Origin of the sequence: Prochlorococcus marinus str. MIT 0918, from assembly GCF_027359415.1 — a bacterium.
Lineage (GTDB): Bacteria > Cyanobacteriota > Cyanobacteriia > PCC-6307 > Cyanobiaceae > Prochlorococcus_E > Prochlorococcus_E marinus_C.
The window spans coordinates 1270963-1284508 of record NZ_CP114780.1 but is presented as its reverse complement, the minus strand read 5'-3'; the positions used below and the strand labels follow the sequence as shown (position 1 = coordinate 1284508).

Sequence of the window (13546 nt, the reverse complement as noted above, 5' to 3'; positions counted from 1 at the left end):
CCAAAAAAGCCTAGATCTATTAAAAATTTAGATTAGAGGAAGTTCTCTATCTCGTCTTCTAATTTCAAATTAAAAGAAGCAATGTTTTTAAACGCAGTAGGACTAGCCCAACGTAATTTTCTTTTTCGATCAAATAAAACCGCACCTATTTCCATAGAAGAAGAGAAATAATGATTAACATACTCAATACTTCTCTTTTCAACTTCTAATGCAATCCTTTCCCAAAGTTTGTTAGTACTGACAATATCCTTATTTTCTAATATTAATAGCGCAGCTTCTATAGACGATGCGTCTTGTAAAGATTGAATTAAAGGGTAAGGAATACCCTCCTTAACAGCTAAGGCTATTAAAATTTCTAGGCGGCTATCAGCTAAATGATGATGTGTATGAAAAATACCACCAGCTAATTTTATTAATTTGCCGTGATACCCAAAAAGGATTAGTTTCTTAACTTTTTCCTCAGCCGAAGCAACAAGCAAAGGTCCTATCCAATTACCTGTTTTAATAATTTGTTTACTTGGCAAACCAGATTGCAAAGCTAAGTTTAATCCATTTTCACCAATAACAAAAGTTAAATCCCCTAGAAAATCTTTGCTGGCACACTTCTTACGCAAATCATCAATTGTATATTGAAGTTGATCTGGTGAAGCACTAATTTGAACATTTGCTTGTGTACCAATTAAAGCAAGTCCATCTACAACTCCAAAAGCATGATTACTGGTGCGATCGGCTAGCTTTTTACCTTCTGGAAAAATTATTTCCAACTCCAATATATATCCATTTTTTTTAAATGAACGAAGATTATATTCCAATAAATTCTGAGCAAAATCAGAAATAGAAATAGCATTAGATGTCTGTAATTTTCCAACTCCAAATCCTGGAATAACCTTTAACCATGACTCTGAAGAGCCAGATAACGAATCACTATTAAATGTTTTGTTAGCTTCGACATATTTCAATAGTGTCCAGATTTCCAGATCGATTGTTAAATCGAGGCAATTGCCTGGATCACAAAAACTAATTCCAAGTGCCTGATGACCTCTGTGAAGTAATGCAGCAGATCTTACAGGAACCTGAATTGAGTCTTCATTATCAGAGAAATCTATAATCTGAGATGAATTGAAAGAGTCTCCATTCAAAACAAATGCAGCAGCTTTAGCCGCAGCAACAACCCAAACTGGCAGAGTAAAACCTCTCAAATCAAAAAAAAGAGTGCAAAACAAAAGTAATTCCTTTGATAGTTTTTTAAACTAACTTTTAGAAATGTTCAGTCCATGAAAGAAAAACTTACATTAATGATCCCAGGACCAACACCTGTTCCTGAAAGAGTACTGAATGCTCTGAGTAAGCATCCAATTGGACATAGAAGTCCTGAATTCCAAAGCATTGTCAAAAAAACCACTGAATCGCTCAAATGGCTTCATCAGACTGACTCAGATGTATTAACAATTACTGGTAGTGGTACAGCCGCTATGGAAGCAGGAATAATTAACACTCTTAGCAAAGGAGATAAAGTCATTTGCGGAGAAAACGGAAAGTTTGGTGAGCGATGGGTAAAAGTTGCTAAAGCATATGGCCTAAATGTAGAAACAGTAACAGCTAAGTGGGGAGAGCCTTTAGATCCAAATCAATTTAAAAAGCTATTAGATAATGATGAAGATATTCGAGCTGTTATTTTAACTCATTCAGAGACATCTACCGGGGTAATAAATAATTTAAAAGAAATAGCTTCCTATACAAAGTTACACAAAAAAGCCATAACAATTGCTGATTGTGTAACCAGTATTGGTGCATGCAATGTACCCATGGATGAATGGGGAATAGATGTCATTGCATCGGGTTCTCAAAAAGGTTACATGATACCACCTGGACTAAGTTTCATTGCTATGAATGCAAAGGCATGGGAAGCATCTGAAAAATCTAATTTGCCAAAATTTTACCTAGATCTAAAAGCCTATAAAAAAACTGCAGATAAAGATAGTAATCCTTTTACACCTAGCGTAAATCTTTATTTTGCACTAGAAGAAGCTTTAAAAATGATGCAAGAAGAAGGTCTTAACTCTATCTTTAACAGACATAAAAAACATATGGAAGCAACACAAAGAGCTATAGATTCGATTGGACTAAAATTATTTGCTTCACCTGGTTTTGGCAGTCCTTCAATTACTTCTGTTTTGACAGATAATATTGATGCAGAAGCGATAAGAAAAGCTGTAAAAAATAACTTTGATATATTACTCGCTGGTGGACAAGATCATTTAAAAGGTAAAATTTTTAGAATTGGGCATTTAGGTTTTATTAATAATAGAGATATTCTCACAGCAATAGCTGCTATAGAAGCATCATTAGATCAAATCGGAAAACTTAAATCCCCTCTTGGAACAGGGGTTGCAACAGCAACAAAAATACTCAATCAAGAATAAATTTATACTTAATCAATTCAATTATATTTAATAAATAATTTTGTGTAATGAGAATTAAGCGGCCATATTTTCTTCATTAGTTTCATTTTGAGTCTCCGTCCAAAATTCATCTGAATCTAGATTGGTTGAAGATGTATTTAAAAGACCTTTACACTCTTGTAAAAGCTGATCAACCCCATCAAGCATAACTAACTCTTCATCAGATTGTACTTCCTTAGGTTGGGTTACTTTAAGTTCCAACGCTTCCATTTGCTGTTCAAGCTTTATCAATCTCTGAGAAATAGCAGTGACAGTTTGTGCAAGATCTTCGGTTGTGCGAGTTATTCGAAATGAACAAGAAGATTCCATTTAAAAAACATTATGCCTAAACTGATAACAACACATTTAATAAAGATTCTCAAGTCTCCATTCTTCCAAAAGAAAAAAACCGCATATAAATATTCAATCTCAAAGCAAAGTTAATATTAAGTTATTCACTATTAAATTTTTAAGAGCCCAACAACTAGGATGAGCTATCTTTCGATTAATCATAATAACAACAGCAACTCCATAAACCAGGGAGCTAATTCACTCTGAAGAACTGGATTAGTCAATATCACTGGAAATAGAAATTGGCCAATAGCCAATAAGACAGGAAGAAATTCCTAAAAGTTTTATGGACATTGAGATTGGCACATCTGTTCTAAAAGCTTTCTTAAACTTCTATTAACACTTTGAAAACCTAGACTAATCCAAATACCTGAATAATCTAACCAGTACTAGCCATAAACATAAACCTGTGGTCAAGATTTTTTCGAGATAGATAATTATGTCACTTCTTTTGCCTTCACTAGGTTAACGTGACGAATATAGTTGGTTAACGATTGGGTGAGGTGGCAGCTTTATCCCTTTTAAAAACCGATAGATTAATAGCGTGTTATTCATTCTTCCTTTAGCAATCGATTTCTTAGATAAAATTACAATTTTAAATCAATAAAATTAACTAGACATTTCTAGATGAATAGATATCGTTAATAAAATATTATTCATCTGATCAATGTTGAAAAGAAAAAATTTGTTTTTAGCTACAGTATCAAGTTTAGCTTTTATAACATCAACAGTCGTTGGATCATTTGCCAATGCATCAGCTCAAGGAGTCGATATTTACTGTGTCATGCGTAATGGAGGGAATGATCACGAGTCTAGCTGGAAAGCAGCATATACAGCACTTAAAAACGAACGCAGCGGTTTATTTAAAATTTCTCCAAAACAAGCGGCAACAATAATTGTTCAACAAGTGGTTGGAAGTCCAGATAGATATCAAGACTGCATACAATATCTTGGAGAACTCTATCCAAAAAATATAAAAGAACCAAAAAACAATAATAAAGAGAAAATAAATAGAAATAAAGGATATATTGAAGATCGCTATAGCTACTAATTGAATAAGTGAAATAATAAAGAAATATAGAATTGTAATAACCTACTTAAAATGAAGTAATTGATACATTGACTAAAACAAAAAATAAGTAAATATATTAGTAACTAAAAAGCTCAGATGCAAAACAGGAATGCTGTATTCCTAGAGGATCTTTGCCCTAAATTAGGTGACAGAAGATGGAGACAGTCCATACATAATTTTACTGAGAAACATTGTATATATTGTGGAAACCACTCTGAATCAATTGATCACGTTGTGCCTCGTAGCAAGGGAGGGCTAAGCATTACAGAAAACTGCGTACCAGCATGTTTACCTTGTAATGGAAGCAAATCTGATTATGAAGCTTTTACATGGTACAGAAGGCAGCGTTTTTATGATCCAAGAAGAGCTATGGCAATAAGAGCATGGATCGATGGAGATCTGCGTCTAGCAATGAGATTGATAGAATGGGCAAAACCTAAGAAAATGAAAAACGATCAATATCAACACGACAGTGAAACCAAAGATTGGAATATAAAAGCTGCGTAAAAAATCACCATACAGAACACGCATTTACAGCATTATATTTTTCGCAAATAGAAGCAAATTGCTTTGGCTGCTCAGGAGCCAATAAAATAGTAATTCCTATTGAGCAAATAACTATGCCTAAAATGAATTGGAAGCAATTTCGTTCATCAGAACTTAAATCGCTTTGATCTACCTTTTTAGCAGAATGATCATCTACTGGATAGATATGAAGAGTAGAGCTTGCCATCAAAAAATCATGCGCTAATACATTTGTACTCATGCTAGAAGAAGTTGTCAAGCGTTCAACCTGTTTTCCTTCAAATTCAAAGGTTCTTATCTTTGGAGGCGGTTTTAGCGGTCAGCACATTGCCAAAGCAGCAAGAGAGCTAGGCGCACAAGTCATGTGCAGCCGACGTACAATACAAAGCGAAGGGGCTGATTTTGTTTTTGACAGCACAGACAGTGTTGTTCCTTCAAGTTGCATTTTTGAAAATGTTACGCATTTAATAAGCTGCATCCCTCCCTCCAAGAATGGACTTGATCCAGTATTAAATACTTTTGGAGAAGAGTTGAAAAAAATACCTCTTCAGTGGGCTGGATATTTATCTACTACAGGAGTATATGGTGATTACAAAGGTGAATGGGTAACAGAAAATAATTCAACCAATCCAAAACAAGCAAGAAGCATTAGAAGACTTTCATGTGAAAAAGCTTGGGAGGCAATGAATATACCATTACAAATTTTACGACTTCCAGGAATATATGGGCCAGGCAGATCTTCATTAGAAGCTGTAAAAAGAAAAAACAGCAAAATGGTTTTTAAATCTGATCAGGTTTTTTCAAGAATACATATTGATGATATTGCAGGTTCAATAATGCATTTAATAAATTTATTTTCTAATAATGTTAGACCTAAGATTATAAATTTATCAGATAACTTACCAGCTACTAATGTTGAGGTAATGTCTTATGCAGCAAATCTTTTAAAAATACCATTACCGCCTTTAGAGTCTTTCGAAAATGCATCTAAAGATATGAGCCCTATGGCAATATCATTTTGGGAAGAAAATCGTAGAATCAGTAATCATGTTTTAACCAATGACTTAAAGTATGACTTAATACATCCTACTTATAAATCAGGGTTAGAAGACTGTTTAAAATTAAGTAAATAATAACAATCTAAACTTAATCTTTATCTTGTTTTGATTCATTTTCTGTCAGTCTGTCAATAATAAACTCAGACCAATTCATGGGTTTTTCAGGATCAACCTGAGAAAATCCAACGTTATAAAAAAGCTGACTCCATTTAACAATCAGCCAACCATCTCGAAGACCAATGGCGATGCCATAAATCACAAGACCTAAAAACAAAAAGCGCAACATGCAAAAAATTCAAAAACAATGTGCAAGTCAAAGCCGAATAGCAATAGCATTAGGCGATCCAGCAGGAATAGGAGTTGAAGTAACCCTTAAAGCACTTGGATCTAAAGACCTACCTAAAAATATGCAGCCTTTGCTAGTTGGATGCAAACAAAATATAGAACTTACATATTCTCAGCTAAAAGCACAAGGCATTGTTTCTTTAGAAAATTTAGAAAAAATTGAAATTATAGATATACCTTTAACTGAGAAACTGATATATGGAGAAGCAAATGAAAAAACAGGTGAAGCAAGCTTTCACGCGTTAACACATGCTGCTGAACTTGTACTGAAGAAAGAGGCAAGGGCTCTAGTTACGGCGCCAATTGCAAAATATGCATGGGAAGAAGCTGGCTATAGATATCCAGGACAAACAGAGCGCTTAGCAGAAATAGCAAATGTAAAAAGTGCTTCAATGCTTTTTACAGCAGTTTCTCCACATAATTCATTGAGAATTAACACATTGCTTGCTACTACTCATATTCCTTTAATTGATATCGCGCATGTGCTTACACCTGAACTTGTAACATCAAAATTAGATATTCTTTTATCGTTTTGTAAAAAATTTAAAAGAAACCCAAAGTTAGCTGTTGCTGGTCTCAACCCACATGCTGGAGAAAAAGGGAAATTAGGATTCGAAGAAATTAATTGGCTAACTCCAACTCTTGAAAAATGGAGACATAAACATCCGGAAATCTCTCTTGAAGGACCTGTCTCTCCAGATACTTGCTGGCTCTCAACAGCCTATTCGTGGATAAACAATCAAAATTTCAATTGTCCTGACGGAATACTGGCTTTGTATCATGATCAAGGTTTAATTCCAATCAAAGTTATTGCATTTGATTCAGCCGTAAATACAACATTAGGACTTCCGTTTATCAGAACATCACCAGATCATGGCACAGGATTTGATATAGCTGGCAAAGGCGTTGCAAGGCCTGAAAGTATGATCGCTGCAATCAACACAGCCTGGGAACTCTCTGCTTAAAAAGACGTTATATAGGTTTGACTTTCATCAAAACCTGACCAAATTCAACTGGTGTACCGTTTTCAACAAGAATTTCAATAACTTCTCCATTAACCTCAGATTCCAATTCATTCATTAACTTCATTGCCTCTAAAATACATACTGTTTTACCAACAGTTATTCGTGAACCTACTTCAACAAAAACAGGTTCTCCAGGCGCAGGCGCTGTATAAAAAGTGCCTACCATAGGTGCAGTTATTTCAAGAAATTCTCCTCTAGAAGAAGCAACAGCTGGAGGAGGGTTGCTTGATGTTGCAACAGGGGAAGTAACTGTTGAATCTTCTATAGGAAAATTAGAAGAGTCGGGTTTAAGAACCTCATAAGATGGAGCCGCAGTCTGAGGTGAAGATGAATAAGCCTGGGGACCTAGATTTCTCTTAATTTCTAGACGAAAACCCTTTCCCTCCAAGCAAAATTCTTGAATGTCACTATCAGCCAAAGTAGCCAAAAGATGATCTAACTGTTCGTGATCAAGATTCATAATGATTAGTTCTCCCGACCTAGATAACTATCATTACGTGTATCTACTTTGATCTTCTCACCTACTGAAATAAATAAAGGAACCATAATTTGTGCCCCAGTTTCTAGAATTGCAGGTTTTGTACCACCAGTAGCAGTATCTCCTTTGACTCCAGGATCTGTTTCCTTTACTTGTAAAACAACAGAGTTTGGCAATTCAACCTCTAAAGGACTCTCATTCCAAGAGACTACATTAACTTCCATGCCTTCTTTAAGATATTTTCTGCTTTCACCAATTTGTTTAGCAGTCAATCTAGTTTCTTCATAACTACTCATATCCATAAATACATATTCGCCTGAATCCATATACGTATGCTGCAGTGTAGCTTTTTCTAATAAAGCCTGAGGCACCATCTCACCTGCGCGGAAAGTTTTCTCTACAACATTTCCAGCTTGCACAGATTTTAATTTAGTTCGAACGAAGGCGGAACCCTTACCTGGCTTAACATGTAAGAATTCTATTACTCGCCAAACAGCACCATCTAATTCAATAGTTGTGCCTGTACGGAAGTCGTTACTTGAAATCATTTCCGCTTACCATACAAATCGATCATAAGACTGTGCCAAAGTTGTGCATGAGATGACAAACACATGACAAAAAAACTTTTCCTCCTGATTCTTCTAACACTATTCATAAGTATAGATTTTATACCTATGGAATCTGCAATAGCAGCATTACCTAGAGGAAACCGTATAAAAGACCCATATGCGATTTTAAGGAATGCACTCCCTATTGAAGAAAAAGGTTTACGAGAAATCCAACACACACTTGAAGACACTAGTGACCTCGTTAGAGGGAATCGTTGGCCAGCAATCAATCAAGCTGCTTCAAGAAGCCAATTTTTATTAAATACTCGTACTAGTGAAATACTTAAGTTAATACCTGATAAAGATCAAAGTAAAGCGGAAAAAATTCTTGCTGAATTAAAAGAAAATCTACAAAATCTTAATGAAGAAGCAAGTAACAAAAATAAAAATAATTTTATAAAAATAAGACGAAAATCTCTTAAGGAAGTAGGTGATCTTGAAAGCCTATTCTTACCCGAAGCCTTCCCATACAATATTCCTAATGAATTTGATGATCTACCTAGACTTCTTGGAAGAGCAAAAGTAAATATTCAAACCTCTAAAGGCGATATGTATGCAATTATCGACGGATACAATGCTCCATTAACTGCTGGTGCATTTATAGATTTAGCATCAAAAGGCTTCTATGATGGTCTCCCTATGAATAGAGCAGAAGAATTTTTTGTGCTACAAACAGGAGATCCCAAAGGTCCTGAAATTGGTTATATAGACCCAAACACTAAGCAAGAAAGACATGTACCTCTTGAAATTAGAATTCCTGGTCAAACAGAAACTGCCTATAACAAAACATTTGAAGATTTAGGCCTATATACAGAAACTCCGGTGCTTCCTTTTGCAACGCTTGGAACACTTGGTTGGGCTCATTCTGATGAAGCTCTCGATGACGGTTCATCTCAATTTTTCTTTTTTCTTTATGAAGCAGAGCTAAATCCTGCCGGTAGAAACTTAATCGATGGAAGAAATGCGGCGTTTGGTTATGTAGTTGAAGGAGAAGAAATCCTTAATGATTTAGGGGTAAATGATCAAATTATCTCTATAAAAATTCTAGAAGGACTAGACAAACTCCTGTCTCATGCCTAGCCCATCATTCTCAAAAGAAACTCTCAGACAAATTGGTGAAAAAGGGGTTCTTAATAGACTAAAGAAGTTTATGGATGAAGGGCAAATAGATGATGACACAGCATTAATCAGATCTTCTTCTAAAGATTTACTTATCAATACAGATATATTTGTAGAAGACATTCATTTTAGTGAATCAACCACATCAGCAATAAATGTTGGATGGAAGGCAGTAGTAGCAAATTTATCTGACCTTGCCTCAAGTGGAGTGGATGATGTAATAGCAATAACAGTAGGCTTAGTAGCTCCTCCATCCACTGAATGGAAATGGGTAGATGACGCATATCAAGGTATCAAAAATGCCTTAGAAGAATTTGGAGGTAAATTAATAGGAGGTGATTGTTCTAGTGGGAAGCAAAAAATAATCTCAATTACAGCAATCGGCCAAAAAGGTCCTCTTCATCTTCATCGATCGAATGCACAACCTGGAGATTTGCTAGTTACTAGTGGCCCACATGGTTTAAGTAGACTAGGGCTGGGATTATTACAATCAGACAAACTAACTAATACAGTTGAGATACCTGAATCATTAAAGAATAAAGCAATAAAAGCACATCAAAAACCCTATCCTCCTATAGATTCTTTGAAAAAATTGGTTCATTGCAAACCACCTCATCTTCCTTGGAGAGCTGCAGGAACAGATAGTAGTGATGGGCTCATCAATGCAGTAGAAAACCTCTGTACAAGCAGTCAATGCAAAGCAATCCTTGAACCAAACAATCTACCTAAATTTGAAAATTGGCCATTAGGCAAAGAATGGGATGAATGGTGTTTATACGGTGGAGAAGACTTTGAACTAGTCCTTAGCCTGCCCTCTGAATGGGCCAAAGAATGGCTCCAAGAGATCCCTTTAAGTAAGTGTATTGGAACAATTGAAAAAGGTTTGCCAGAAATTATTTGGGGAAATGGTACAGCAATTAATAGAAAATCAAATATAGAATTTCATCATTTTTAGAGGAAAATTATTTCCAATTCTTAGCAACTACTTCAGCCAAATCAACAACTCGTTGACTATAGCCCCATTCATTATCGTACCAAGCTACAACCTTACCTAAATTATCTCCAATAGCCATAGTCAAAGCAGTATCAACAATTGTAGAATCATTGGTGCCAGCATAATCACTAGATACAAGCGGTATATCTCCATATTTAATAATTCCCTTCATAGCTCCTTCTGAAGCTGTCTTTAAAGCAGCATTAATTGAATCAGCTGTTATTGATTTTCCAGACTCAAAAACTAAATCTACAGCAGAAACATTAGGAGTTGGAACTCTCATTGCAATTCCTGTTAGTTTTCCCTTCATTTGGGGATAAACCAAAGCAACGGCTTTAGCTGCACCTGTAGAAGTAGGAACAATATTCATTGCAGCTGCTCTAGCCCTTCTTAAATCTCGATGACTGTTATCAAGGATTCTTTGATCACCTGTGTAACTATGAATCGTTGTCATCAAACCTTTGTTAATTCCAAAAGACTGATCTAAAACTTTAACTATGGGAGCAAGGCAGTTAGTTGTACAACTTGCATTACTAAGAACATCAAAGTCTTCGTGACGATACTCATCAGCATTTACTCCAACTACAAAAGTACCTACACCATCTCCTTTACCAGGAGCCGTAAGAATGACTTTTTTTGCTCCTACTTGCAAATGCTTACTAGCACCCTCAAAGGTATTAAATACACCTGTTGATTCGATAACTAAATCTATTCCCCAATCTTTCCAGGGAAGATTCATTGGATTTCTATCTGAATAACATTTGATCGTTTTGCCATTAATAATAAAAGTATCGTCTGTGTAATCAATTTCTGCATCTTTAATTTGACCAAGAATTGAGTCGTACTTCAATAAGTGAGCATTCGTCTTGGGGTCTGAAGTGACGTTAATGCCAACAAGATCTAAACCTGTATTGGCCCCTCTACTTAACCAACATCTCATGAAGTTGCGACCAATTCGGCCGAATCCATTAATCGCAACACGCAAAGTCATTTTAAAAGCCGTTAAATCGGAAAGGAAATGGCCTGTGATCATACAGAAAAGTTGCGCATTTACCCAACTTTTTCTGATTTTTCATGAAAAACCAACTAAAAAGCACTGATAAAGCAGAAAAATTAAAAAACATGCCGTTACAGAAAGACATGGTTATCGTTCATTCATCTAAAAAATTTATTTGACCAAAAATTACTACCATCAATGCCATTTCCACTTTATTGGTGTTGGTGGAATTGGAATGTCAGGATTAGCGCTAATTTTATTCAAACGTGGTTATTCAATCTCAGGATCAGACAAAAACAATAATCAAGCAATTACCAAATTAAAAGCACTAGGAATAACTATTTTTGATAATCAATCAAAAAACAATATTAAAGAGATTTTAAAAATAAAAAAACAAGAGGTAATCATAATAGTTAGTTCAGCAATTCCTGACGAAAATGATGAGCTAAAAGCCGCCAAAGAAAATCAAATAAAGATTTTACATCGTTCTGACATTCTGTCCAATTTAATAGACAATCAATCAACAATATTAGTCGCTGGCAGCCATGGGAAAACAACAACTAGTACTTTGATTACAACTCTTTTTGCCCTGAATAATCAAAAACCGACAGCAATAATTGGAGGGATCGTTCCTTATTACAATTCTAATGCAAATGCAGGGGATGGGGAATTTCTTATTGCCGAAGCAGATGAATCAGATGGTAGTTTGATTAAATACAAAGGAACCTTAGCAATAATAACGAATCTTGAACTTGATCATACAGATCTATACAAAAACATCAATGATTTAATTAAAAAAATGACAATATTTGGGCAAAACTCAGAGCAAGTACTAGCAAATTACGATTGCAATAATGTAAGGAAATGTAATTTAGTGAATCCAAAGTGGTGCTCAACAAAATATATAAAAGAAGTGAATTTTTCAGCAATACCTATAAAAATAACTGGATACGAAACAATCGCAAAATATTATGAAGAAGGAAGATTTATTAATCAAATAACAATACCATTACCAGGTCTACATAATCTTAGTAATGCTTTAAGTGCAATTGCTGCATGCAGAATCTCTGGAATTGAGTTTACAAAGGTAAATCAATATCTAAAAAAACTAGAATCTCCTAACAGAAGATTTGAATTTAAGGGAATATGGAAAAATCGACAAATTGTAGATGACTATGGACATCATCCCAGTGAAATTAGAGAGACAATTAAAATGGCTAGATTGATTGTTGAAAGCAAAAAAAGTATACTCCCCCTTAATTCAAATCGTTTAGTATTACTCTTCCAACCTCATAGATATAGTAGAACAAAAGATTTAATGAAAGAATTCGCTGAAGAGCTTGGAAAAGTTGATGTGCTTATACTTGCTCCTATATATAGTGCTGGAGAAAAGCCTATTGAAAAGATAAATCTTCAAACATTAAAGTCTAAGATTCTGAGTAATTATCCAAAGTTAACTATTGTAGAATTAAAAGAATTAGATAATATCAAGAATATTTTAGAAAAAGAAACTAAAAAAAATGATTTAATAGTTGTAATGGGAGCTGGCAATATAAATAAAGTTTCAGAAAAATTAACAGCTAATCAATTAAATAGAAGTTATGCAAAATAATAATTTGCTCAAACTTCCAATAAAAGCATTAACTCCCTTGTCAAAGTTAACAACTTTGAGGATTGGAGGGAATGCCCAATGGTTAGCAGAGCCGAGAACAATTAATGAACTATCTGAATTAATATTATGGGCTAAAAATAAGAATCTTTCTTGTAATGCCTTTGGAGCCGGGTCGAACCTTCTGATTAGTGACAATGGAATAGAAGGTCTAACAATATGCTTGAAAAAATTACAAGGACATCAAATAGATCCATCAACTGGGATTATTGAAGTTTTAGGAGGCGAATTCATTCCAAATTTATCAAGAAAAGTCGCACGTCATGGACTACATGGTCTCGAATGGGCAGTAGGAATACCAGGAACAATAGGAGGTGCAGCTGTAATGAATGCAGGGGCTCAGGGAAGTTGCATTGCAGATCGGCTAATATCACTTAAAGCCATTTCAATTAAAAATGGAAAAGAATTTGAAATTAGCAACCAAGATTTAAATTTTTCTTATCGACAAAGTATTCTTCAAGAGAAATCTTTAATTGTTATATCTGCACGTTTTCAACTTGATCCAGGACATGATAAGGAAAAACTAATAAATATAACTAATCAAAACCTAGCTCATCGTTTAAAAACCCAACCTTATCATCTACCAAATTGCGGAAGTATTTTTCGTAATCCAGAAAAATTCAAAGCAGGTAAGCTAATTGAACAACTTGGATTAAAAGGTCTTAGACACGGAGGTGCAGAAATCTCATCGATACATGCCAATTTTATTATTAATTCAAATCAAGCCACGGCTAAAGATGTATTAGAGCTAATAGAAATTATCCAAAAAAAAATTCAGACAAAACATGGCTTTTTACTTCAACCAGAAATAAAAAAACTAGGATTTAACTAAATCTTCTAATCTGATAAATAATCATCTAAAAA

Annotated in this window: 16 protein-coding genes; 9 read left to right on the top strand and 7 right to left on the bottom strand. The window is 34.7% G+C overall.

Going from position 1 to position 13546, the window contains the following annotated elements; all coding sequences use genetic code 11:
* Positions 1 to 32 precede the first annotated feature (32 nt).
* Positions 33 to 1199 (bottom strand): cobalt-precorrin-5B (C(1))-methyltransferase CbiD, encoded by a 1167-nt coding sequence (cbiD, locus tag O5636_RS06990; protein ID WP_269623551.1) that lies wholly within the window; start codon positions 1197 to 1199, stop codon positions 33 to 35.
* 75 nt (positions 1200 to 1274) lie between these two features.
* On the opposite strand from cbiD, the gene O5636_RS06985 reads away from it, so the two are divergent.
* Positions 1275 to 2423 carry a pyridoxal-phosphate-dependent aminotransferase family protein gene (locus O5636_RS06985; protein WP_269622092.1) on the top strand — a complete coding sequence of 383 codons (1149 nt, stop codon included), beginning with the start codon at positions 1275 to 1277 and terminating at the stop codon, positions 2421 to 2423.
* A 54-nt stretch (positions 2424 to 2477) separates the two neighbouring features.
* Here the strand turns inward: O5636_RS06985 and O5636_RS06980 are convergent, their stop codons facing one another.
* Positions 2478 to 2771: a chemotaxis protein gene (locus O5636_RS06980; protein ID WP_269622091.1), complete on the bottom strand. Its 294-nt coding sequence runs from the start codon at positions 2769 to 2771 to the stop codon at positions 2478 to 2480.
* A gap of 706 nt (positions 2772 to 3477) precedes the next feature.
* Here O5636_RS06980 and O5636_RS06975 point away from each other — a divergent pair.
* Positions 3478 to 3843 carry a DUF6554 family protein gene (locus tag O5636_RS06975; protein ID WP_269622090.1) on the top strand — a complete coding sequence of 122 codons (366 nt, stop codon included), beginning with the start codon at positions 3478 to 3480 and terminating at the stop codon, positions 3841 to 3843.
* Positions 3844 to 3960: 117 nt separating this feature from the next.
* Positions 3961 to 4371, top strand: coding sequence for an HNH endonuclease (locus O5636_RS06970; RefSeq protein ID WP_269622089.1), 411 nt, complete (start codon positions 3961 to 3963; stop codon positions 4369 to 4371).
* 4 nt (positions 4372 to 4375) lie between these two features.
* Here O5636_RS06970 and O5636_RS06965 read toward each other — a convergent pair whose 3' ends face one another.
* Entirely contained in the window at positions 4376 to 4630 is a 255-nt protein-coding gene (locus O5636_RS06965; RefSeq protein WP_269622088.1) for a hypothetical protein, read from the bottom strand.
* On the opposite strand from O5636_RS06965, the gene O5636_RS06960 reads away from it, so the two are divergent.
* Positions 4629 to 5522 (top strand): SDR family oxidoreductase, encoded by an 894-nt coding sequence (locus tag O5636_RS06960; protein WP_269622087.1) that lies wholly within the window; start codon positions 4629 to 4631, stop codon positions 5520 to 5522. The two genes, O5636_RS06965 and O5636_RS06960, sit on opposite strands and share 2 nt — an antisense overlap.
* A gap of 13 nt (positions 5523 to 5535) precedes the next feature.
* Here the strand turns inward: O5636_RS06960 and O5636_RS06955 are convergent, their stop codons facing one another.
* Positions 5536 to 5733, bottom strand: a complete 198-nt coding sequence (locus tag O5636_RS06955; RefSeq protein WP_269622086.1) for a 4-hydroxythreonine-4-phosphate dehydrogenase — start codon at positions 5731 to 5733, stop codon at positions 5536 to 5538.
* Here O5636_RS06955 and pdxA point away from each other — a divergent pair.
* A complete protein-coding gene (gene pdxA / locus O5636_RS06950) occupies positions 5732 to 6757 on the top strand; it encodes a 4-hydroxythreonine-4-phosphate dehydrogenase PdxA (protein ID WP_269622085.1) in 1026 nt (341 codons plus the stop codon). The genes O5636_RS06955 and pdxA overlap by 2 nt on opposite strands.
* Before the next feature lie 7 nt (positions 6758 to 6764).
* Here the strand turns inward: pdxA and accB are convergent, their stop codons facing one another.
* On the bottom strand, positions 6765 to 7283 hold the full coding sequence (gene accB, locus O5636_RS06945) for an acetyl-CoA carboxylase biotin carboxyl carrier protein (protein ID WP_269623550.1): 519 nt from the start codon (positions 7281 to 7283) through the stop codon (positions 6765 to 6767).
* Positions 7283 to 7843, bottom strand: coding sequence for an elongation factor P (gene efp / locus O5636_RS06940; RefSeq protein WP_269622084.1), 561 nt, complete (start codon positions 7841 to 7843; stop codon positions 7283 to 7285). Before efp ends, accB begins: the two co-directional genes overlap by 1 nt.
* Positions 7844 to 7906: 63 nt before the next feature.
* Between efp and O5636_RS06935 the strand changes: the two genes are divergently transcribed.
* Complete coding sequence (locus tag O5636_RS06935; RefSeq protein ID WP_269622083.1) at positions 7907 to 8983, top strand: peptidylprolyl isomerase; 1077 nt, start codon at positions 7907 to 7909, stop codon at positions 8981 to 8983.
* A complete protein-coding gene (gene thiL, locus O5636_RS06930; protein ID WP_269622082.1) occupies positions 8976 to 9977 on the top strand; it encodes a thiamine-phosphate kinase in 1002 nt (333 codons plus the stop codon). Before O5636_RS06935 ends, thiL begins: the two co-directional genes overlap by 8 nt.
* Positions 9978 to 9984: 7 nt before the next feature.
* Here thiL and gap read toward each other — a convergent pair whose 3' ends face one another.
* Positions 9985 to 11007, bottom strand: a complete 1023-nt coding sequence (gap, locus tag O5636_RS06925; RefSeq protein WP_269622081.1) for a type I glyceraldehyde-3-phosphate dehydrogenase — start codon at positions 11005 to 11007, stop codon at positions 9985 to 9987.
* A gap of 181 nt (positions 11008 to 11188) precedes the next feature.
* Here gap and murC point away from each other — a divergent pair, with 181 nt between their 5' ends.
* Both murC and murB read left to right on the top strand, forming a co-directional pair.
* Entirely contained in the window at positions 11189 to 12625 is a 1437-nt protein-coding gene (gene murC / locus O5636_RS06920; RefSeq protein WP_269622080.1) for a UDP-N-acetylmuramate--L-alanine ligase, read from the top strand.
* Positions 12615 to 13514: a UDP-N-acetylmuramate dehydrogenase gene (gene murB / locus O5636_RS06915; RefSeq protein WP_269622079.1), complete on the top strand. Its 900-nt coding sequence runs from the start codon at positions 12615 to 12617 to the stop codon at positions 13512 to 13514. Before murC ends, murB begins: the two co-directional genes overlap by 11 nt.
* Positions 13515 to 13546: the final 32 nt, after the last annotated feature.